31 protein-coding genes are annotated in these 16,846 nt (G+C 49.9%); 4 read left to right on the top strand and 27 right to left on the bottom strand.

The window, feature by feature from the left end; all coding sequences use genetic code 11:
- Nucleotides 1-110 precede the first annotated feature (110 nt).
- The 6 genes from HV311_RS26680 to HV311_RS26655 form a co-directional block, all read right to left on the bottom strand.
- Nucleotides 111-953 (bottom strand): HNH endonuclease signature motif containing protein, encoded by an 843-nt coding sequence (locus HV311_RS26680; RefSeq protein ID WP_007372307.1) that lies wholly within the window; start codon nt 951-953, stop codon nt 111-113.
- Between the two features lie 567 nt (nt 954-1,520).
- Nucleotides 1,521-1,685 (bottom strand): hypothetical protein, encoded by a 165-nt coding sequence (locus HV311_RS26675; RefSeq protein ID WP_007372306.1) that lies wholly within the window; start codon nt 1,683-1,685, stop codon nt 1,521-1,523.
- Nucleotides 1,686-1,971: 286 nt separating this feature from the next.
- Nucleotides 1,972-2,415: a hypothetical protein gene (locus HV311_RS26670; protein ID WP_007372305.1), complete on the bottom strand. Its 444-nt coding sequence runs from the start codon at nt 2,413-2,415 to the stop codon at nt 1,972-1,974.
- Nucleotides 2,416-2,474: 59 nt separating this feature from the next.
- Nucleotides 2,475-2,753, bottom strand: coding sequence for a hypothetical protein (locus HV311_RS26665; RefSeq protein WP_007372304.1), 279 nt, complete (start codon nt 2,751-2,753; stop codon nt 2,475-2,477).
- The gene (locus tag HV311_RS26660) at nt 2,725-3,567 is read right to left on the bottom strand and encodes a hypothetical protein (protein ID WP_007372303.1); all 843 of its coding nucleotides are present in this window, start codon (nt 3,565-3,567) and stop codon (nt 2,725-2,727) included. Before HV311_RS26660 ends, HV311_RS26665 begins: the two co-directional genes overlap by 29 nt.
- Before the next feature lie 41 nt (nt 3,568-3,608).
- Nucleotides 3,609-3,926, bottom strand: a complete 318-nt coding sequence (locus tag HV311_RS26655; RefSeq protein ID WP_016241555.1) for a hypothetical protein — start codon at nt 3,924-3,926, stop codon at nt 3,609-3,611.
- 154 nt (nt 3,927-4,080) lie between these two features.
- On the opposite strand from HV311_RS26655, the gene parS reads away from it, so the two are divergent.
- From parS to HV311_RS26640, 3 genes are read left to right on the top strand one after another with little or no spacing between them, the layout of a single operon-like run.
- Nucleotides 4,081-4,521, top strand: coding sequence for a type II RES/Xre toxin-antitoxin system antitoxin (gene parS / locus HV311_RS26650; protein WP_007372301.1), 441 nt, complete (start codon nt 4,081-4,083; stop codon nt 4,519-4,521).
- Nucleotides 4,518-4,976, top strand: coding sequence for an RES family NAD+ phosphorylase (locus tag HV311_RS26645; protein WP_008786589.1), 459 nt, complete (start codon nt 4,518-4,520; stop codon nt 4,974-4,976). Before parS ends, HV311_RS26645 begins: the two co-directional genes overlap by 4 nt.
- A gap of 43 nt (nt 4,977-5,019) precedes the next feature.
- Nucleotides 5,020-5,250, top strand: a complete 231-nt coding sequence (locus HV311_RS26640) for a hypothetical protein (RefSeq protein WP_007372299.1) — start codon at nt 5,020-5,022, stop codon at nt 5,248-5,250.
- A 67-nt stretch (nt 5,251-5,317) separates the two neighbouring features.
- On the opposite strand, the gene HV311_RS26635 is transcribed toward HV311_RS26640, so the two are convergent.
- From HV311_RS26635 to HV311_RS26620, 4 genes are all read right to left on the bottom strand, one after another.
- Nucleotides 5,318-5,584 carry a hypothetical protein gene (locus HV311_RS26635; RefSeq protein WP_007372298.1) on the bottom strand — a complete coding sequence of 89 codons (267 nt, stop codon included), beginning with the start codon at nt 5,582-5,584 and terminating at the stop codon, nt 5,318-5,320.
- Between the two features lie 49 nt (nt 5,585-5,633).
- A complete protein-coding gene (locus tag HV311_RS26630; RefSeq protein WP_007372297.1) occupies nt 5,634-6,188 on the bottom strand; it encodes a hypothetical protein in 555 nt (184 codons plus the stop codon).
- Between the two features lie 158 nt (nt 6,189-6,346).
- Nucleotides 6,347-6,688, bottom strand: a complete 342-nt coding sequence (locus HV311_RS26625; RefSeq protein WP_007372296.1) for a hypothetical protein — start codon at nt 6,686-6,688, stop codon at nt 6,347-6,349.
- 118 nt (nt 6,689-6,806) lie between these two features.
- Nucleotides 6,807-7,250, bottom strand: coding sequence for a hypothetical protein (locus HV311_RS26620; protein WP_007372295.1), 444 nt, complete (start codon nt 7,248-7,250; stop codon nt 6,807-6,809).
- A 237-nt stretch (nt 7,251-7,487) separates the two neighbouring features.
- Between HV311_RS26620 and HV311_RS26615 the strand changes: the two genes are divergently transcribed.
- Entirely contained in the window at nt 7,488-7,826 is a 339-nt protein-coding gene (locus HV311_RS26615) for a hypothetical protein (protein ID WP_007372294.1), read from the top strand.
- 362 nt (nt 7,827-8,188) lie between these two features.
- Here HV311_RS26615 and HV311_RS26610 read toward each other — a convergent pair whose 3' ends face one another.
- The 17 genes from HV311_RS26610 to HV311_RS26530 all read right to left on the bottom strand — a co-directional run bounded on the left by HV311_RS26610 (nt 8,189) and on the right by HV311_RS26530 (nt 16,691).
- Complete coding sequence (locus tag HV311_RS26610) at nt 8,189-8,515, bottom strand: hypothetical protein (protein WP_007372293.1); 327 nt, start codon at nt 8,513-8,515, stop codon at nt 8,189-8,191.
- An 83-nt stretch (nt 8,516-8,598) separates the two neighbouring features.
- Nucleotides 8,599-8,997, bottom strand: coding sequence for a hypothetical protein (locus HV311_RS26605; protein WP_007372292.1), 399 nt, complete (start codon nt 8,995-8,997; stop codon nt 8,599-8,601).
- 10 nt (nt 8,998-9,007) lie between these two features.
- A complete protein-coding gene (locus tag HV311_RS26600; RefSeq protein ID WP_016241556.1) occupies nt 9,008-9,295 on the bottom strand; it encodes a glutaredoxin family protein in 288 nt (95 codons plus the stop codon).
- Between the two features lie 301 nt (nt 9,296-9,596).
- Entirely contained in the window at nt 9,597-10,127 is a 531-nt protein-coding gene (locus tag HV311_RS26595; RefSeq protein WP_016241557.1) for an HAD domain-containing protein, read from the bottom strand.
- Nucleotides 10,128-10,149: 22 nt separating this feature from the next.
- Nucleotides 10,150-10,767 (bottom strand): hypothetical protein, encoded by a 618-nt coding sequence (locus HV311_RS26590; protein ID WP_007372289.1) that lies wholly within the window; start codon nt 10,765-10,767, stop codon nt 10,150-10,152.
- A gap of 69 nt (nt 10,768-10,836) precedes the next feature.
- Nucleotides 10,837-11,391 (bottom strand): hypothetical protein, encoded by a 555-nt coding sequence (locus tag HV311_RS26585; RefSeq protein ID WP_007372288.1) that lies wholly within the window; start codon nt 11,389-11,391, stop codon nt 10,837-10,839.
- Between the two features lie 154 nt (nt 11,392-11,545).
- On the bottom strand, nt 11,546-11,704 hold the full coding sequence (locus HV311_RS26580) for a hypothetical protein (RefSeq protein WP_016241558.1): 159 nt from the start codon (nt 11,702-11,704) through the stop codon (nt 11,546-11,548).
- A 20-nt stretch (nt 11,705-11,724) separates the two neighbouring features.
- On the bottom strand, nt 11,725-12,033 hold the full coding sequence (locus tag HV311_RS26575) for a CcdB family protein (protein ID WP_007372286.1): 309 nt from the start codon (nt 12,031-12,033) through the stop codon (nt 11,725-11,727).
- Nucleotides 12,034-12,035: 2 nt separating this feature from the next.
- Nucleotides 12,036-12,275 (bottom strand): type II toxin-antitoxin system CcdA family antitoxin, encoded by a 240-nt coding sequence (locus tag HV311_RS26570; protein WP_007372285.1) that lies wholly within the window; start codon nt 12,273-12,275, stop codon nt 12,036-12,038.
- Nucleotides 12,276-12,413: 138 nt separating this feature from the next.
- Complete coding sequence (locus tag HV311_RS26565; RefSeq protein ID WP_008786596.1) at nt 12,414-12,878, bottom strand: hypothetical protein; 465 nt, start codon at nt 12,876-12,878, stop codon at nt 12,414-12,416.
- Nucleotides 12,875-13,549, bottom strand: a complete 675-nt coding sequence (locus HV311_RS26560) for a hypothetical protein (protein WP_008786597.1) — start codon at nt 13,547-13,549, stop codon at nt 12,875-12,877. The genes HV311_RS26565 and HV311_RS26560 overlap by 4 nt, the downstream gene beginning before the upstream one ends.
- Nucleotides 13,550-14,006: 457 nt before the next feature.
- The gene (locus HV311_RS26555) at nt 14,007-14,639 is read right to left on the bottom strand and encodes a hypothetical protein (protein WP_007372282.1); all 633 of its coding nucleotides are present in this window, start codon (nt 14,637-14,639) and stop codon (nt 14,007-14,009) included.
- Between the two features lie 15 nt (nt 14,640-14,654).
- The gene (locus HV311_RS26550) at nt 14,655-14,795 is read right to left on the bottom strand and encodes a hypothetical protein (protein ID WP_007372281.1); all 141 of its coding nucleotides are present in this window, start codon (nt 14,793-14,795) and stop codon (nt 14,655-14,657) included.
- Between the two features lie 147 nt (nt 14,796-14,942).
- Complete coding sequence (locus tag HV311_RS26545; RefSeq protein WP_008786599.1) at nt 14,943-15,401, bottom strand: hypothetical protein; 459 nt, start codon at nt 15,399-15,401, stop codon at nt 14,943-14,945.
- A gap of 52 nt (nt 15,402-15,453) precedes the next feature.
- Nucleotides 15,454-15,651, bottom strand: coding sequence for a Lar family restriction alleviation protein (locus tag HV311_RS26540; protein ID WP_032155220.1), 198 nt, complete (start codon nt 15,649-15,651; stop codon nt 15,454-15,456).
- 22 nt (nt 15,652-15,673) lie between these two features.
- Entirely contained in the window at nt 15,674-16,369 is a 696-nt protein-coding gene (locus HV311_RS26535; protein WP_007372278.1) for a hypothetical protein, read from the bottom strand.
- Nucleotides 16,370-16,499: 130 nt separating this feature from the next.
- Complete coding sequence (locus tag HV311_RS26530; RefSeq protein WP_016241560.1) at nt 16,500-16,691, bottom strand: hypothetical protein; 192 nt, start codon at nt 16,689-16,691, stop codon at nt 16,500-16,502.
- Nucleotides 16,692-16,846 lie beyond the last annotated feature (155 nt).

Here is a 16,846-nt window from a genome sequence, read left to right as displayed (position 1 = left end):
TTTTTATGTGAATTATCGGTGAGTTACTTGTGTGCTACTTATCTCCATGCTGCTATGCCTTTCCAATAAATAGATTGGATAGGGCAGGGAGATGGAAGAGGGGAGAGGGCTTACTCCGCAGGTGATTTCACTTTAAATTCAAGCCATCTTGCCCCGAGCCTGTTTTTATCCAGATTGTAGAACAACGGTTTTATACAGACCCCTTCATACTCAGGGAACTCTATACCGCTGGCGAAGTGAATCTGTAGTGTATCAGGATCAATACCCATCATGTTTGTGTCAAACAGCCTGTGGAATGTTGGTGATAGCAAAATGCCGTTACTGGCGTTATAGCAGCCTGCTACGGATGTTGGTTCAATATGTGCTGCCTCCAGCACACCGTTGAGGTGTTTGCCCGATACCGCGCACAGGCTTCCGAAATTCTTATCCACCAACTCACGGAACTGAGACTGGACATGCACATCGCGAACGCTAACCTCTCGGCGGAAGCTCGGGGAGCGCATACGGATATCTGCATGGGGGAGGTGACCGCGTGGTAATGGCAATACAGCCGGTTGCTCATCCATTACTGGATTCTGCTCCTCGCAGTAGGTGTCCACGGACTCAATCAAACGGGATGTGTCATTACCAAATCGGCGAGTGAACCAGAGCCTGAAGTGAGCCAACCGTGATGCCGGAATTTTGTTACGTGCGTACTCCTGAGCATTCTCCTTTTCGATTTCAGTATTTAGTAAAGCCAGACGGGCCTGAGAAGCACGAATTTCTTCCTGGACTCTGAGATATCCTGCCAGTAGACAAACTTTGGATTCCTGATGTTCAGGCCGTCGCGGATAACCAGATCCTGTTTCAACCACGCCAAAGGCTTTGTACCGGAACATTCGGGGAAAAAGCGTTAATGCCACCCGGTTGTTACGACGAACGAGGGAACGAATCAGATTGGTTATCTTCCTCATGTTCTGAATAGTGCGGGGAGAAAAGAACGCGGCGTATTACCTCTGCTCTATCTATTCCCGACATTATCCCTCTGCGAATGACACCACGGAGGTGAGCATTATGTCTTGCCCCGCTTACTAGGCCGAACTCACGGGACAAACTGACATACTCTTTCAGGAGGTGATGCTTAGGGTCGGTAAACGCCTCTGGAGGAATCACCTGATATGCAACTGACGAAAGTATACGGAAAGTCAGTTCAGATGCTGTCCAGCCCTCACGCCGAAGCCGAATAATTGTTATAACGAGATCATCGATACCAGGCATATCCGGTTCGATATATAGGGACATCAGAGTGTCGTTCATTCCGGGAGGAAGGCTAGCAGAGTGTGACGGGTTGCTCATAGGGTAAGGTACTGATCGGACGTAGAAGAAGCGCTTATGTTACGGAATTCGCTCTGGTGGGTTTTAGCTCCAGTGGCGAACGCTGGAACTACGGGTAAAAAAATCCCCGGTTTACCGGGGAAGTTAACAACTACCTCCAGAAGGGTTGGAGGCAAAGCCGGTTGGGCGACCGGCCACAGGGAATGCTACGGCTTAATGCCGAGTACTACACCGCCATAGACCAGGTACATCACGATGGCGAACAGCATGAAGAAATGGGTTACCGGGTGCGCCAGCGCGGCTGCTGCCGCATTGCTTGCGCTGAGCTTCAGTGAGCCAAAAGAGTGATTACGAACAGCTTGTGCTTTCATGGGTCGCTCCTGATAACGGGTTACATGTTGTGGCTTCTGTATCCAGTATCTGGTGAGTGACTCAGGTGACGAAGAAAACCAGGGCATAAAAAGCCCTGTATTTTCAGAAAGATAATATCGGTTTCGTTTTGTGTTGTGCTTGCTATTCCGGGCATAAAAAAACCGCCTGGTGAACCAGACGGCTTTGGGATAAACAGGCTTTACACAGACAGGTCAGTGGATCATTTAAGTCACTTAACCCCCTTAATCGCCAGTGTATTGCCACCAGCAGTACGTGGTCTAACGCTTAAATATCGTAGCGACCTTCTTTGATTTGCTGGAGCTGTTCAGCCAGCACCTTCGCCAGTGGTTCGGCTTCTTCTTCATCATCAAGATTGTCGATGAGCGTCAGATTCGACTCACCCGCACGGCGGGCATAAACCCCATACGCTCGCTGGCCGGAGATATCGGTGACCGAAGTCTGAGAGTGATCGCAGATGATATTGCCGTGACGGTCTACCGGCCCGAAGCTGATGGCTTCATAATCCGCATCGTGGCCCAATGGTAAATCGCGCAAAACAAACAGGCGTAATGGGAGAACGTCGTACTCAGCACCACATTTTGCTGCCACATCCAGATCGTTAATTTCACGGAGAAAATCTTTCGCTACCACCGAGTCAGAATGCATCCGGTAAATGGTCGATGCGGCCCAGATTGCACCAGCATAAAATTGTGATTCTTCTTTTGTCATTTAGCACCTGCTCTTATTGTCATGGGTATGCCGGTCGAACGGTATCCCCGTGCAGACCGTCAGTAAACGGTTATTTCCTTTGCGCAGCAGTCGCATTGGTATTCGTTGATACCACCAGTTGCGACCCAGTTTATTGCGCCGCAGCGGCAACTCAACAGCTGGCGCATACCAGGAGCAAGTGCCCGCTCTGAAAACGACTCAACCGGGACTTCGCCCGGGTAGTAGTAACCTTTTATCAGCTTGCTGCGTGAATGCCCGTCAGTGTCGGTGTAATGCAGATACACCTTCCGGGTATAAATCATACCCGAGTCAGTGCCGAACTGCGTTTTCAGAAGCATACATATCCTCCAGACGCTGAATACATTGTTGTGCGGCCTTATCAAGTAGTTCAGCCGTGGGTTCATCATAGATGCCACGTACCAGCAGACCAAATATTTCCGGGTCTACAGACAAATCGTACATGCATACGCGAACGCCAAGCGCTGTACGTAGCGCATAGACATGGCGGTTAGGCTTTCCGCCGATACCGGTGACTGACGCGACATTTTCAAAATTACCAGGGTTAACCAGGTTAATCACGGGGCACGATATACACTCAGGGATCCGCTTCAGAGCCACAGCATCCAGATACAGGCTGTGGCCCACTTTCAGGTTTTTTGGCAACGCTTGCAACGGCATGGCTTCGAGGGCCAGATTTTCTTCAAGATGCAGGTTATCCGGCAAAGTGGTAATACGGGTGTTTGACAGCATCATACTGCCAGCTACTTTCAGCGTATCCGGCAGATAGGCGATATCAGTACACATGATGTCCAGAACGCGGCCCACCGTCAGATTTTCCGGCAGATACTTAAGACGTGAAGAATTCGCCATGAGCGTACCGGTAATGGTCAGGTTGTCAGGGAGAGATTCCAGCTCAGAGTAGCTGATAAACAGATTGCGGGCCACCAGCCCGGCAGGGATGCTATGAATGCCCGACAGAATGGTCAGGGTGTTCGTCACGGTCAGATTCGCGGGAATATAGTCGCAGGGAATTGCCGGATCTTCTGGCTCAAGCGTAAACCCGACACGAAGATCGCCTTCAACGATGATTCGTCCGTCCTGAAGGGTAAAGGCCACACCATTCGCTGCCAGTTTATCAATGAAGTCTGTCATATCGGTTTCCTTTTAATGGCCCGACGAGCCGGGCCGGAGGTTCAGAGTTTGCTGACAAAGTTCTGCTGCGTGAACAGGTACATATCGTCCTGCTCATTGAACATGCACAGATTTTCGAGGATGCGCTTTTCAATCCAGACGACCGGCTTTTCACGCATATCCTTCGCGAGCGAAAAGGTGTTTCGCAGCCGGGTAATGCGGTGCTGATCATTGATTGCCTGGTGAATTGCGGCCTTTGACGCTGCCGCCTGCTTTTTTACGTTGTTGCGGGCACACCATAATTCGCCACTAGCGGCTGATGCCCGCGCTGCTGGCTGACGTGAGGAGTCCAGTTGGTCATAACGTAAGAGATTCGGCATGATGCCCCCTGTCATAGTTTTGTCGTTATTGACCTATTATCTGGCAGGTGGGGCTGGTGACGAAGGGCGCTGAGGTTGTCTGATGGTTAAAAGATTGCCGTTAGTGTTCCATATGGTATAATTGAATTACCAAATGGGAGGGCTAGTTATGACGATGAAAGTTTTTTCTCCAGACGTTACCAAAACGAATCAGCACTGCTTATGGCAGGTTGCTGGGCTGGATAATGACGGTATCGCGCTGATGGATAAAATCAATCACGGTCTCGATGGCACAGTAGCTAAGCACATTTCTGAATGGGCTAACATCACGCCGTCTGAGCTGCGCAAAATGTCGGGTATACCTAATACGACGTTTAATCGTAGCATCAAAGACCGTTTCACTGCCGATCAGAGCGAACGTCTGGTGCGCATTATCCGCGTAATTGAACGCGCTGTAGAGCTGTTTGAAGGTGACAAAGAAGCGGCGCACAAATGGCTGAACGAAGCGAACCGTGGTCTGAGCTGGAAATCACCGGCAGAGCTTGTTTCTTCTGAGACAGGTGCGCTTGAAGTGATGCGCCTGATTACGCGTATTGAGCACGGGGTATACTCGTGATCCTTTACCGACTGACCAAGACCCGTTATCTGATGACTGCGTGGTCTGGTCTGGGTGCGAAAGAAACGGGGGGCCGCTGGAACAGCGTAGGCACTGCAATGGTCTACCTGTCTGAAACGGCCAGCCTTACCATGCTTGAAACGCTGGTACACATTCACGCGCCGCAGTTACTGGACGACTTTACACTGCTGAGTCTTGATGTACCGGATGATCAGATCCAGACCTTCGACATGAGCCGTCTCCCTGATAACTGGGCGAGTGAGGATGCTCCTGCTGAGCTGGCGCTCTACGGTGATAACTGGGCTGAAAGCGGTTCTTCTATCGCGCTGCGTATTCCAAGTGCGTTGTCTCCGGTTGAATTTAACTACTTGCTGAATCCGGCACACCCTGAACTCTTTGACCTGATGGCTACGGTTAAGAAAATTCCGTTCCGGTTTGATTCCCGCCTGAAATAACACACAGGCAACTCCCCGGCATTGACGAACTGAGGTGTCTCTGATGATTCAGAAAGCGAAAGTCGCTAAAGCGTTTATCTCTGTAATTGCCTTGTTCGCCTTTGTCTACTGGGGACTTGATCCCGATTCAATTTGTCAGGCAGTTGGTGACGCATCTCAAACCTGCGGTTACTCCGGCAAGAATGGCGATGCGAGTCTGGTTGGTTCCGTGTTTGCTCTGATGCTGACGGTGTTGGCGGGTGCGATGCTTTGGGCGTGGGTCAGGAAAGGCTAATCAGAACTCTTGCAACTCCCTCCGTGATGCCGGGTGACGCTCCTCACTGAGCGCCACCAGTCAGTCATTACAAACGGGTTGATGATTCAATCGCGGGCGGAAGGCTACTATTCAGCGCGTCGAACCCGCCAAATGCCCGGCCCTCTTTTGTCAGCACCAGATGCATCGGCGTTTCGTTGATATTACGGGCGATGTAATCGTTGATGAATGCCCGCGCCTGATCGGCATTTTTAACCTCTGCTGTTTCCGGCATGGAGTTATGGGAACGATTAAAGACGACAGAGACATAATTCCCTTCAATTCTTACCGGGCGAGTCGATACGGTGAGTTTCATGGTCATTTTCCTGTAGTGAGTGTTGTGTGTATTGGTGTTCTGCCACTATCTACTGCAACGTTGCGGCCACAGGGCGAAGAATTGCTATCGCCTTTGATAACGCCTGCCGCTCACCACCATCAAGGATTCTGACTGCTTCTACGCAAGCCGCTTCTGCTGTATCAGCACGTTCTACCAACGTCCTGACGGTATTTTCATATGATCCGCAATCAGGCTCCTGATTGCTGTCTTCGCTCAGCGTGTTCCATGACTCAGTGAGGTTAACTGCAACAGCGACCAATTGGTCAGTGCTGATATCACCTTTTACGCAACGGCAGGCCACTTCAGCGCCCAGACGTTCAGCAATGTCGTAGTACCAGACTCCCGGTTCTTCAGATGCCTGATACGCAGGTTCGCAGGCTTTACAGATCTGCTCTGCGGCATCCAACATCCAGTGAGCACATTCAATTTCGCCACCAGCCAGCGTTTCACAGATCATTGTCTGTACGCTGTCACAGTTGAAGGTGAGGGGGATAGGATTAGCCACTGATAATGCGGTCAGACGGGAGACTTCATGCTGGAAGCCCTGAAACATGAACATGGCGCAGATAGCTGGATTTAACATGGTAGACCCCTGTAGTTATGTGTGTTGTTCGTTTTGTTTACATAACCAGTTAACCACGCTCCCCGCAGGTGACGAAGGCTTTCGGGGCAGAAAATTCACAAAAAAAACCGACCATTAAGGCCGGTTATGATCTGGAGTATATGGGGCTGAAAACCGCGTTATGCCTTCACTTTCGCCATAAACAGCTGCATGGTTTCTTCAGCAAGCGGAGTGCCAACCTGCTCAAGAACATACTCCGCGACATGCGGGGTGAGAATGAAGTCGATAAACTCCGGCAAGGACATGCTGTTCAGGCTCGGTAGCTGTCTGGACAGTGCATTCTGGTAATTTTCCACTTCACCCAGTTTGCGCTCGGGCCAGCCCACCAGCTCAGGGTGCTTTTCCTTAAGTGCGAGGCCGCGCTCCGGGAAACTGTTACTGATGGGGTGTCTGGCGAGGGTGGGGATCAGGAGATTCGCCAGAAAATCCACTTTCTCGTAATCAAGACAGACAGAATTCATATAGGTTTACCTCTTGCCACTGGCTATGATGTTCGCTTGCTATCTGGAAAACTCTACCAAAGCGGCTGGCGATATCTCATTGAAAACGCCAGCAGAATGCGGTCATTTCCAGCAGGAGTTACCCCATCTGATAACTGTCATAAGATGCCCCGCAGGCTTCCACCAGCGCATCCAGATCACCGGTAAACTCTCTGGCCCGCTTCATCAATGCACGGTGTAATTCCGCTGGTGGAATGTCATCGCTACTCTTCGCCGGGTATTCAACACTGAACGCGATGGTAAACGCATGGCTATACCACGGCCCGGCATTCTGGTTTTCAAAGCGGGCCATCAGCTGGCTTTCGGTTGTATCGGTAGCAAATGTATCGAGGTGGACGACATCGACCGGCACGTTGAGTGCCCCGGCAGTGGTTGATGCCAGCTGCCGGGCTTCGTCTCCTCGCTCTGGTGGTGCGCAGTAGAGACATTTCCCGTTCAGTACCACCAGCGTCTGACCGTAGGTCGTACTGACGATACTCACGGTGTTAGCCGGTTGCGGGTGTGTGGTTGCAGTGTGCTGCATGGTGTTCTCCATTAGGTCACTCACATGGCAACCAGCTTACCCGGCACAATTCAGCTGACGAAATCAGGACGGACTGGTGTATATCGTTCGCAAAATAAAGATATTTTTTATCATCAGCACCGGTAGTTACGGGGCAAATTGCAGGTATCCGGTACAATGGTGATATGAAGGGCATTACATGCAGAATCGTGTGGCCCGGCAGACGGATACCGAATATCAGCAGAAGGAACCAGGACAATGCAGGAACTCGACTTTGACCATATCCAGATAAACCTGAACCCGCGAGCGTGTGCTGTCACACCTATCCCGGAAGACCTGAAAAGGGAGCTGGCTTATCTGGGCGCTATCGCAGAGAGAAAGAAATTCGCGGCAAGCCTGATTGTTAATCTCTACAACCCGGACGTTTGCGGGGCGAATATGTACAAACTCACGGCCTATTGCCGTAACGAGTCATGCGATACCCTTCGCGATGGCATGATGACCCTGATACAGCTTTGTGCATACATGGAGTCACATGAGATCTATGGCGAGACGTTTGTCAAAAAGCTGATTAAACAATGGGAGTTTCGTAAGTAGTCTGCTGCTTCAAAATACCTTTCTGACAGGGCGCTATGTGCGCCCTTTTATTTTAAAAAAACGGGAAGGTCTTGCCCGGGTATTACCTGCTATTTTCAACTACCAAACCACAACGGCAGAAGAAAATTGACCAGTCGAAGCAATTCGACCAGGAGTTCGACATACAGGAAATGGAAGTCTTTCATAACAGTCTCTTCATATAATTGGCTCGACAAAATCGTTGCATCACGACGATCGCAGGTGTGAGGTTTGTTTTCTTCGTGGGGGTTGTCAGCTATCACGACATTGAGGCAGGCAAGCGCAGGTGTCACAGTTTCGGGTATATTTTATGCTGGTGGGGTGACCACCAGCTGCGGGTATAGTTACTTAATGGTTTTCAGGAGGGTGAACTTGGTTTTGCACCGGGTGCATTGCGCTTTCAGAGACCCGGAGCGCACCTGTTTCAGTTTCCCGGCGCACTGGGTACAGGCTACGTCCTTCACACGTTGTGCCATTCGCTCATCCACAGCGAGTGTTTTGGTCGGGTTATGCTTACGCTTGGGAGCCTTCAAAAGCCCCAGCGCCCGCAACGTGGCTTTGTACTCCCGGGTGATCCATTGACCGTCGCGCTCATAGTGCAGGCCATCCCCCATCATATCGCCAAGCTGTATCAGCCGCTGATGCAGCACTTTTTCTTCTTCAGGACTCATATACCGTGCTCTCTTTAAATTATTGAGACGGAACCGAGCCGATTGATACCTCATATGAGGCCACCAGCGTCTTTACTGGCGTTTCAACGAAGCTGACGCTCTGCTGAGTAGAGTCGAATGAGAATCGCGTCCAGCGCCCCACAGAGCGCGATCCTGAAGCTTTCGCTATGACCGTCCCGTTCGCGCATCTCCAGAAGGGCATCCAGCTCGTTATCGTCAATCGGCAGTGGCCCGGAACAGAAGGTTTTCACCATGTCAGAGGTGTCAGGGTTTATACCTGCAATGCGCAGGATATCGGGAACCTCAGACCGGTAGATCACCGGTCGGCCTGATGGCGGTGTCCACGTTATCGGCTCTATCTTCAGTTGCGGTAAGCCAGCACCGGCGAGGGCGTTATTCAGATCGTCTATAAGCACGACATCCGCTCCTGAAGGAGGATGTACGCCGAGGGCCGCAGGGATTTCGACAGAGATATTGTGCATGGCGTTTACCTCAGTGAAGGACGTGATTAACCAGCGACGGGGGGATATCGAGTGACCCGACACTCCAGCCATTGGCAGTTGTCGCAATAAGATCTGGCCGGAACCCACCCCAACCCGTCACACGGCCCGAATCGTTGACCACCACCACCAGCGGCGCACCGGTATTTTGTGTCAGGCGAACGAGATCTGCGTTGTCCACCAGCGGGATCTCATTCACGTCCACCCCAGCCAGAGAAAAGCGGGTAAGCGTCATGCGACATTTCGGACAATCAGGGGCAGTAAACACAGTAATTTTCATTGGGATAGCCTGGTGTATACGGGATATATTCATTATCCCAGCTTTCCGCTTCTGACGAAGCGTTGCGCGGGTAATCAGAGCGTAAGCAGGTAAGATATTGTTGGGGCCATCCTGCAACATCAGTTGCGCCAGTTGCCTGGCTATTCGTCGCTCTCTCCATTAGAGAAAATAAACCAAATAAGCAGAACGCCTCCGACCCACATTCCAACAAAGAGGCAAATACCGATCAGGTCATAGACGTATTGTGGGATTTCATTCATAACGCATCCTCATTAATAATTTGTATTCAGCCTTAAACCGGTCATTTCATTAACCGAATCCGGTCTATCAAAGCGCTACCCTGCGTTGCATTCAGCCCCTCGTGCCGGTGAGTCAGGAACAGGGCAGGGCAGTCAGTTGGAAAGAGTCGAGCGGTATCGTCCACGAAGGTGTAATGCTGTAGGCCGAACCGTTTAACGACCGCCATGCATTCGTGATAACGCACGTGGTTATTCACCAGCCCATCCAGATCGGGATTGAGTCCAGCAATCCGATCGCGTATACCCGCAGGGAAATGACTCAGCACCATCTCCCGGGGTACGCCGGTACGCCAGTTTGTGGAAAGGATAATTCCCGTCTGCGGGCATTGCGTCAGCACGTGATCCAGCACAGGCATAAACTCCAGTGACCCGTTTTCCGCCCGGTGGAGTACACCGTCGATGTCCAGGAAAATCCAGTGACGACGGGCATCTATTTCCAGCCAGAACTCGCCCGCAGAGCGCCGGGTCGACATACAATCTATATCGTCCTGACAGGTAAACCTGACTAACCACTTCTGTAATAATCGGAACATAGAGGCCTCTCGCGGTAGTTGACTATATGCAGAACCGGCAACCATCAAAATCATACGGATTCTGTTGCCATGAAATACGGCCACACCCGGGGCAATTCCAGCGAGTCAGCCCCTTTGACTGTCGGCGATTTTGGCGTTTCAGCCAGGCAGGCATCAGCAGACCGGCCCCCTGCGTCATTTTACGGCGGTCTATCCGCTCAACACTGAAGGTAGGGCGCTTTGCAGCGTCAGGGATGTGATGGGGTAACCAGACGACATCAGGTCTATCTGCCTGTGGTGAGTCAAAAACTCTGGCAAGGGAAAAATCCGTGGTAGTACCCGCATCAGCCAGCCAGAACAGATCGTTTCCGTCCCATTGGCCATTAACGAAGCCGACATATTTGGTGGCGCTTTCGGAGAGAATGGTTTTTCCCGGTACAAACTGATGATCAACATGAAACACGAGATGGCGGTCGACTGCATCGGCATCAACCGGCAGGTCAAACTCCCGTCCCGTATTCCATGCGCGTTGTGCTTCCTCGCGGGTGTAAACCCGGGCATTACGCTGATCGGTGCTGTAACCTCTGCCGTGATGGCTATGAAAAGCGGTATTGCTACCAACGGTGTCACGCAAGCTGACCAGATAAAAACGGTCTTTCATGAAACACTCCAGAGGATGATGGCAGGAAAATAGCCCGGCGCGGCGGATACCGACACCGGGGAGGAGGGGTTAGCTTTCGATTTTGCTGACGTTTACGGTGTCATCGTCGTTACGCTTTACACCCAGCATGGTATCGCCATCGACTTCGATAATGCCGTCAAAGTAGTCGGTCATTTCGTCATAGCTGACTTCATCAAGGTCATCCAGCCGGTAGGAAGAGCCATCCGGCAGAACAAACTGACCATCCAGCGTGGCAAGGTCATACGCCAGCGGGGTAACCGTGAAGTAATACTCATCGGTGAACCAGACCGCGCCAACCACCAGTGGGTGAGAAATGTGGAATTCGACGGTGTTATAGCCCTGCGCTGCGATTGCATCCAGCAAATCAATGAAGCCGGGCATCGTATCGCCATCCCAGCCATCAGCCGATAAGGAAGGCTTGAGGTTATCCCAGTCGCTCAGACTGAAAAACACTGTGCCCTCACCGTCATCGCTGATATGGGATGAAATGTACGTCGCGCTTGCTTTTGAAGCCATTGCAAACAGGAAGTCCTCATCGAGCACGTGTTTGAGGGAGGTTTTAAAAACCTTGTCAGTGCCTGCTGCCGGGATAATCGCTAACATGAAACACCTCAGTGGTTGTGTTGGTCTGTTTTTATTATCGAACGACTGAGTCTGCTGACGAAGGAAAAAAGGGGACAAAAAGAGGCTGTTTTCTCAATAAAATCAGAAAGATTGTGACGGCCCGAATTCAGATGAAACGGGCGCAGACGGGGGGTTATTTGCTGGCGGATTCGGCTTCGTAAATGACTTCGTCGGCCCAGTCTCGATCAAATCCCGGCATCACCGGTAATGCTGCAACGACATCGGTAGGGAGGGCATCAATATAATCGCGCATGGCTTTTGCCACTTCCAGCAGTTCATTTTGCTTCATCATTTTCTCGCTCATTATCTCTGTCAGAAACCATCCAGCAGGAAGTCCACCGCACTTTTGATAGTGTGCCGGAACGGAGATGCGTCCATGACCGCCTGACCGAGCTGCTTCACGCGGACTGAAGCCATTTCATGCGTCATCAGGATAACGTCATTCCCTTCCACCTGTATGACCGGAGTTAATCGCGCAACCGGGGCCGAGGCTCCTTTTTTAAGCCGATGAAGGGGGATCACCAGGCGGGTATTTAACTCGCCAATGATGTCGCTCTGTATATCCAGCAGGTAAGGGTATGCCTGGCTGTTGCCGGGATTGCGGTAAACGGTATATTGCATTATCAGAACGTCCTGTATTCGTCAGACAGTAACCCATGCTCTTCAGTGATGCGGTTCAACTCCTGAATACCAGCACGATTCTGTCGTTTCCATTCTTCCGCTGCACTGGCCTTCAGTTTGCTCTGAAGCGCTTCTGCCAGCGTGGCGGACAAGTTAATCCCAGCGTCTTTTGCCTGCTGTACGAGCATTGGCTCAAGGGTGACACTGACGGTTTTTTTCTGGCGAGCAGCTGTAGCCTGCATGTGTCCTCCAATAAAAAAGCACGTGTCGATTACACGTGCTTTAAGTATGCGCCCATTTTATCCCACCAGCAAATTTGTTTGCCTCCGAGAGAGTCTACTGCGTCAGTTCAGCAGGTCAGATGGCCTAGACCGCAGAGGCTACGTTTTTCCAATCATGATAAGCAACACACGCCTGTTTGGCAGGTTGGCTGCAACTTTAGCTGCTTTATCAATGCTTTGTGCTGTATACACTACCCCTCTTTCTTTCAGGTTCTCCGCGTTCTGACGCAGCGTTTCCTCTGAAAAGCTGGACGACTCATCAATGCCAACTGGGCCGGGCTTTGCACCGCGCAAACTGAATGGCACAGGGCCATGCCAATCATTCTTTACCAGTAACAGTCGGGCATCAATGATCCGTCCTGGTAGCGTTCTTTCGATGAGGTAACTTTTTCCGGTTCCAGTGCTGCCAATCAGGCAAACGGTGTAACCGAAACGCAATGCCCATCGAATGATTAGAGCCCAATACCGCGCCCGGAACGCGGAAATGACAGGCATTTCACCTGGTCTAAATACCGCTGCGAAAAGACATGAATAGCTATATTTCTCAGCGTTACAATCTTTCATAAAACTTTATCCAGTGATGTGTTTTTGGGGAATTTTCTGCCCGCCCAGCAGGTAGCTGGTGTATCTGAAGTACATAACATCTTGTAGTTGCCTCTGACTATCTCTCTGGATATAGACTTATCAAATTCATTTCTATCCATATCAAATAGCCAGTAGAACCCATCAGCATAGATAATTGTGGTTCGATTGGGATCCGAAGCTACGACGCGAGCATCCGTAATCAAATTCTCCTCATAGCGCAAAGGCGAAGCGGAGAAAAAGAATATTATTAATACGAACCAACTCCCTATGAAACACGGTAAAACATGTTTTTTGCAATCCTTTAAACCATCTTTGTTGCCTTTCATTTTGTAGTCATAAAGACCAAGCAAAAAAAGTAAGAAAGAAAAAGCAAACCCCAGAAAAACGTGAGTATAAAACTGATGGATGCCGTCACTCCATGTAATACTGATACTTCCAGCATTTGTTCTTTTTGTTGTTATTTCTAATACGGAAATGAAAATGGCTGTTAACTGACTAAAACAAAATATTTTTATGCTTAATTCAGACTTAAACGCTTTGTTATATACTAATACAATCACAAAAAGTATTACGATTACAAAAGCTGTAATCATAAACTCACTCATCATCATGAGCACACTGTTATTAATACTGTAATTTATGTTCATCATCACTCCTTAATTTCACAACTTTTCATCATTTTATTTGAGAATTGACAGGCTTATCGAGTAGGGGGTTTAGCGTCCTTGAATATGTTCGCTCGTGTGGCGCTCACTAGACACCAGATAACAGAAGAAAGCAGAGCAAGCATTGCGTAAACCATTCGGAAGTTTGAATCCCACTTCGCGGTTACTATTGATTCATCGACCGCCTCGCGAACGCAGGGAGATTCGATAAGTGTCGGGGGAGTCGTGGATTGTGGCTCTTCGGTACATACCATTAGTTTGCCGACCGGAGCACCATCAATGACAGCCCTGGCTGCACTAACCAGATGCGCTGAAGGTGAACCTGAATAGTTCATGCAGATGAACGTGATAAATAAAGCAATCGCCGGGCCGGAGACCAGAGTGAAGAATGCGAAGCTGCGGCAGGCCGTAGTATGGCGATGCAAATTAGCGAGAAATGTCATCATGATTTGTCACTCTGGGTTTTAGTCGTATCCGACTCGGTGTCACATCGCTGGAAAGCTACTTGAGGAGGAATTTGATCAACCCCGGTAAAGCAATATTTCAGGGATAGTTGCTTTTTTCCCTCATCCAGTCCAACAAAAAAGATATCGACCGGATCTTCATGAAGTAGCTCTTTTGAGAGCCGGTTGTAGGCCATCCAGCTCCCAACCATATCGACCATTGGCTTAAATTTATCAGTTGCGTTATCTGTAGGTTTAAATGGAATTACACGGAAAACATTCCATCGTGAGCAACGAACCAGCAATTGAGCATCACTCTGAAAGACGTCCAGATCAGTGTTATTTGTCAGGACTTTACACAGCGACTTGAGATCGTTACCCCTGACCTCCAGTTGGCTGAAGCTTCTATAATACTTTTCACATCCAGTTAAGTGCTGAGCGTAGCACTGCTTCAACAGTGTTGTGTCGTTACTGGCCTGCAATTGAGTATCTTTCGCCACATAGGCATCACTGATAAGAAAATCGGGATAGAGGTGTCCCTCCCATAGCAGTTTCTCGGCGATAGCGCCCCCCAGCACCACCACCAATAAGATAAAAAAAATTGGGAACGTCTTACCCAGAGGTATTTTCATAAATCTCACCAGTCGTTAATTTGAGGTAAATTTGCTTTCCAGATTCAGAATGCATTTTTCATGTGCATACATGACGGCGGAATCATGGCCGTAATAGAGTTCGCCATTTTCACGCTGCCACTCACGCGCTTTTCGGGTACGGAATGCTTCTGACATATGTTTTCCACACAACTCACATGGCCCGAAAAAGTCGCTGCTGCGGCCTGTTGATTTTGTGAGTCTGACGATATTGCCTGTAGGTCTACCCATACTGCCCCCTGTGCTGCTGGCATTGACCGGCTGTCTGCCGTGCTAAATGAGTGGTTATTTATCCGCGTCATCATCGGATTCTTTCGGCACGAGTTTTGTATAGCTAAATGTCATATCAGAGGGACGGATCCCATAGCGCCACGGCTTTCTGCGGTAGTTAACTGCCTCGCTTACCATCCAGCAGATAAGAGCGATACCCGCCACTATCAGGTAGCCTTTGAGCAACAGCGAGTCCCATTGTTTAATGGCATCATCGGCATTCACCACGTGTCGCTGGCATTCTGAGGAGCGGAACGCGGCAAACACTGCTTTCTCTTCAGGGCAAACCATGACCGAGGTGCTGGTGGCATTTCCAACCAGACTACGGGCCTGATCGAGGAAGACCTTGGATGGTGAACTGGTAAGAACTGTGCAGAACAGAATGAGCAGTAACGCAACTGCCGGAGCAGTGACAAACGAGAAAATGAATGCCTGCCCGGATTTCCATAAAACGTCGCTGATGTAAAATTTCATGTCGGTGTTTCCTCTTATCGGTATTCAGGCCCAGAGCAGCCCGGGGCTTAATTTATGCTGACTGGAGTCCGCCAGATTGTTTCTCTTCAGCGCGGGTATTCCAGCGCGTCACAGCGGCTTGTTCGGAGTCCTGAAACGCCACCGTGGCCTCACAGGAATTGCAGCAGGCGCGAAAATTATTCGAAATCTCCCGAACCCGGATAGATGAACAACCGCAGAAAGGGCAGGGCTTGACGTTATCGTGTCTCATCGTATTTCCTCGCTGGTGGGCTTTATCCACCGAAGCTATTGAGCCGAATTTCAGGTTCATCACCGAGCTCGTACATGTGTCCCATTTCGTTCATGATGGTGCTACTGCCATTGAACCAGGTAACCATGCATCGCCAGTGCTGACTGCCGTTTTCACCCCAGCGGCTCACGCCCGCAGCATCCATTTCGTCTTCAGTGATAAAGAAATCCGCGCCCGGCAGTTTCTCGGCATCAAGGCAGATCTCAGGCTCAACGACGAAGCAGATACCGTTGCTGTTCATGACGTACATACGCCGCTCAAGGGTTTCAGTACTGACAATGACCTGCTTATCAGAAGTAAGGTGTGATTTAGTGACTTCCATGCGAATCAGGTTCTTTGCATTAGCCTGTCCACTCGCAAAAACCATTGACGCATTGCGAACCATTAACTCAGCAGCTTCTTCACCGAAGCTACGAAGGCCCATCAGTGCAAGCAACTCACTACATTCGGCTTTACCGAGGTTGCCAGTAGTCAGATTAACCACGCCTTGTAGAGTGCTCAGTTCAACCGGTTGTGACCGGAGGATGTCGCGAAGCAGTGTATTACCCGCCGTGCCCGGGTCGCTCCAACTGGAGGATTCGGGACGCTGATTTTCAAGAAATAGGGCGCTTTGCAGTAAAGCCGCTGGTGGCTTTCCGGCAAAACTCAGTTTTACTCTGACCGAATCGAATGGGTGCATGACGGCGGTTTCTCCATAATATCGTGAAGCTAAAAACTGTTTTAATCCTATTATCCCACCGGTCGACAATTGACGAAGTAATCGGGTATGAAATGGACACCCCTTCGATAATTCACATATAGCGAAGCCTTTACGCCTTTGTCTTATCCGCAGGCTGGGGAATGCAATAACTTAAGATGGTGATAGTTTCCCCACGCTTTGCTTTAGGCGCGGCACTCTGGCATTCATCATAGGTTTTGTAGTCAGGTATTTTCTGAGAGGTGACACCACTTGGATTAAGACCACTTGAATAAAGCCCAATCACGAGAACTAAAGTAAACATGTTATTACTCCAGAATGTATTGATGGAAAGTAAGTGAGAATGCCATTATCCATTTCTCCTAAAATCCCGAAAAAACTTTTCAAGAAAGGTACTTTTCGGTTACTTCAGCGTAAGCATACTTAGATCGCAAAATGAGTGAATAAATAACTTTGCTC

Origin of the sequence: Citrobacter sp. RHBSTW-00881, assembly GCF_013728515.1 — a bacterium.
GTDB classification, from domain to species: domain Bacteria; phylum Pseudomonadota; class Gammaproteobacteria; order Enterobacterales; family Enterobacteriaceae; genus Citrobacter; species Citrobacter braakii.
The sequence above is the reverse complement of the archived record's forward strand: the minus strand, read 5'-3'. Positions and strand labels throughout refer to the sequence as shown.

What these genes read in the sequence shown, in the direction of transcription:
- HV311_RS26665 (WP_007372304.1), bottom strand. Translation starts at nt 2,753, where the DNA reads ATGCTTCTGAAAACGCAGTTCGGCACTGACTCGGGTATGATTTATACC.
- HV311_RS26635 (WP_007372298.1), bottom strand. Translation starts at nt 5,584, where the DNA reads ATGAAACTCACCGTATCGACTCGCCCGGTAAGAATTGAAGGGAATTAT.
- HV311_RS26620 (WP_007372295.1), bottom strand. Translation starts at nt 7,250, where the DNA reads ATGCAGCACACTGCAACCACACACCCGCAACCGGCTAACACCGTGAGT.
- HV311_RS26585 (WP_007372288.1), bottom strand. Translation starts at nt 11,391, where the DNA reads ATGTTAGCGATTATCCCGGCAGCAGGCACTGACAAGGTTTTTAAAACC.
- HV311_RS26560 (WP_008786597.1), bottom strand. Translation starts at nt 13,549, where the DNA reads ATGATGAACATAAATTACAGTATTAATAACAGTGTGCTCATGATGATG.
- parS (WP_007372301.1), top strand. Translation starts at nt 4,081, where the DNA reads ATGAAAGTTTTTTCTCCAGACGTTACCAAAACGAATCAGCACTGCTTA.
- HV311_RS26640 (WP_007372299.1), top strand. Translation starts at nt 5,020, where the DNA reads ATGATTCAGAAAGCGAAAGTCGCTAAAGCGTTTATCTCTGTAATTGCC.
- HV311_RS26600 (WP_016241556.1), bottom strand. Translation starts at nt 9,295, where the DNA reads ATGAAAATTACTGTGTTTACTGCCCCTGATTGTCCGAAATGTCGCATG.
- HV311_RS26625 (WP_007372296.1), bottom strand. Translation starts at nt 6,688, where the DNA reads ATGAATTCTGTCTGTCTTGATTACGAGAAAGTGGATTTTCTGGCGAAT.
- HV311_RS26595 (WP_016241557.1), bottom strand. Translation starts at nt 10,127, where the DNA reads ATGTTCCGATTATTACAGAAGTGGTTAGTCAGGTTTACCTGTCAGGAC.
- HV311_RS26615 (WP_007372294.1), top strand. Translation starts at nt 7,488, where the DNA reads ATGCAGGAACTCGACTTTGACCATATCCAGATAAACCTGAACCCGCGA.
- HV311_RS26565 (WP_008786596.1), bottom strand. Translation starts at nt 12,878, where the DNA reads ATGAAAGATTGTAACGCTGAGAAATATAGCTATTCATGTCTTTTCGCA.
- HV311_RS26630 (WP_007372297.1), bottom strand. Translation starts at nt 6,188, where the DNA reads ATGTTAAATCCAGCTATCTGCGCCATGTTCATGTTTCAGGGCTTCCAG.
- HV311_RS26605 (WP_007372292.1), bottom strand. Translation starts at nt 8,997, where the DNA reads ATGCACAATATCTCTGTCGAAATCCCTGCGGCCCTCGGCGTACATCCT.
- HV311_RS26555 (WP_007372282.1), bottom strand. Translation starts at nt 14,639, where the DNA reads ATGAAAATACCTCTGGGTAAGACGTTCCCAATTTTTTTTATCTTATTG.
- HV311_RS26530 (WP_016241560.1), bottom strand. Translation starts at nt 16,691, where the DNA reads ATGTTTACTTTAGTTCTCGTGATTGGGCTTTATTCAAGTGGTCTTAAT.
- HV311_RS26610 (WP_007372293.1), bottom strand. Translation starts at nt 8,515, where the DNA reads ATGAGTCCTGAAGAAGAAAAAGTGCTGCATCAGCGGCTGATACAGCTT.
- HV311_RS26670 (WP_007372305.1), bottom strand. Translation starts at nt 2,415, where the DNA reads ATGACAAAAGAAGAATCACAATTTTATGCTGGTGCAATCTGGGCCGCA.
- HV311_RS26675 (WP_007372306.1), bottom strand. Translation starts at nt 1,685, where the DNA reads ATGAAAGCACAAGCTGTTCGTAATCACTCTTTTGGCTCACTGAAGCTC.
- HV311_RS26590 (WP_007372289.1), bottom strand. Translation starts at nt 10,767, where the DNA reads ATGAAAGACCGTTTTTATCTGGTCAGCTTGCGTGACACCGTTGGTAGC.
- HV311_RS26680 (WP_007372307.1), bottom strand. Translation starts at nt 953, where the DNA reads ATGAGGAAGATAACCAATCTGATTCGTTCCCTCGTTCGTCGTAACAAC.
- HV311_RS26580 (WP_016241558.1), bottom strand. Translation starts at nt 11,704, where the DNA reads ATGATGAAGCAAAATGAACTGCTGGAAGTGGCAAAAGCCATGCGCGAT.
- HV311_RS26655 (WP_016241555.1), bottom strand. Translation starts at nt 3,926, where the DNA reads ATGCCGAATCTCTTACGTTATGACCAACTGGACTCCTCACGTCAGCCA.
- HV311_RS26575 (WP_007372286.1), bottom strand. Translation starts at nt 12,033, where the DNA reads ATGCAATATACCGTTTACCGCAATCCCGGCAACAGCCAGGCATACCCT.
- HV311_RS26545 (WP_008786599.1), bottom strand. Translation starts at nt 15,401, where the DNA reads ATGAAATTTTACATCAGCGACGTTTTATGGAAATCCGGGCAGGCATTC.
- HV311_RS26540 (WP_032155220.1), bottom strand. Translation starts at nt 15,651, where the DNA reads ATGAGACACGATAACGTCAAGCCCTGCCCTTTCTGCGGTTGTTCATCT.
- HV311_RS26570 (WP_007372285.1), bottom strand. Translation starts at nt 12,275, where the DNA reads ATGCAGGCTACAGCTGCTCGCCAGAAAAAAACCGTCAGTGTCACCCTT.
- HV311_RS26660 (WP_007372303.1), bottom strand. Translation starts at nt 3,567, where the DNA reads ATGACAGACTTCATTGATAAACTGGCAGCGAATGGTGTGGCCTTTACC.
- HV311_RS26550 (WP_007372281.1), bottom strand. Translation starts at nt 14,795, where the DNA reads ATGTCAGAAGCATTCCGTACCCGAAAAGCGCGTGAGTGGCAGCGTGAA.
- HV311_RS26535 (WP_007372278.1), bottom strand. Translation starts at nt 16,369, where the DNA reads ATGCACCCATTCGATTCGGTCAGAGTAAAACTGAGTTTTGCCGGAAAG.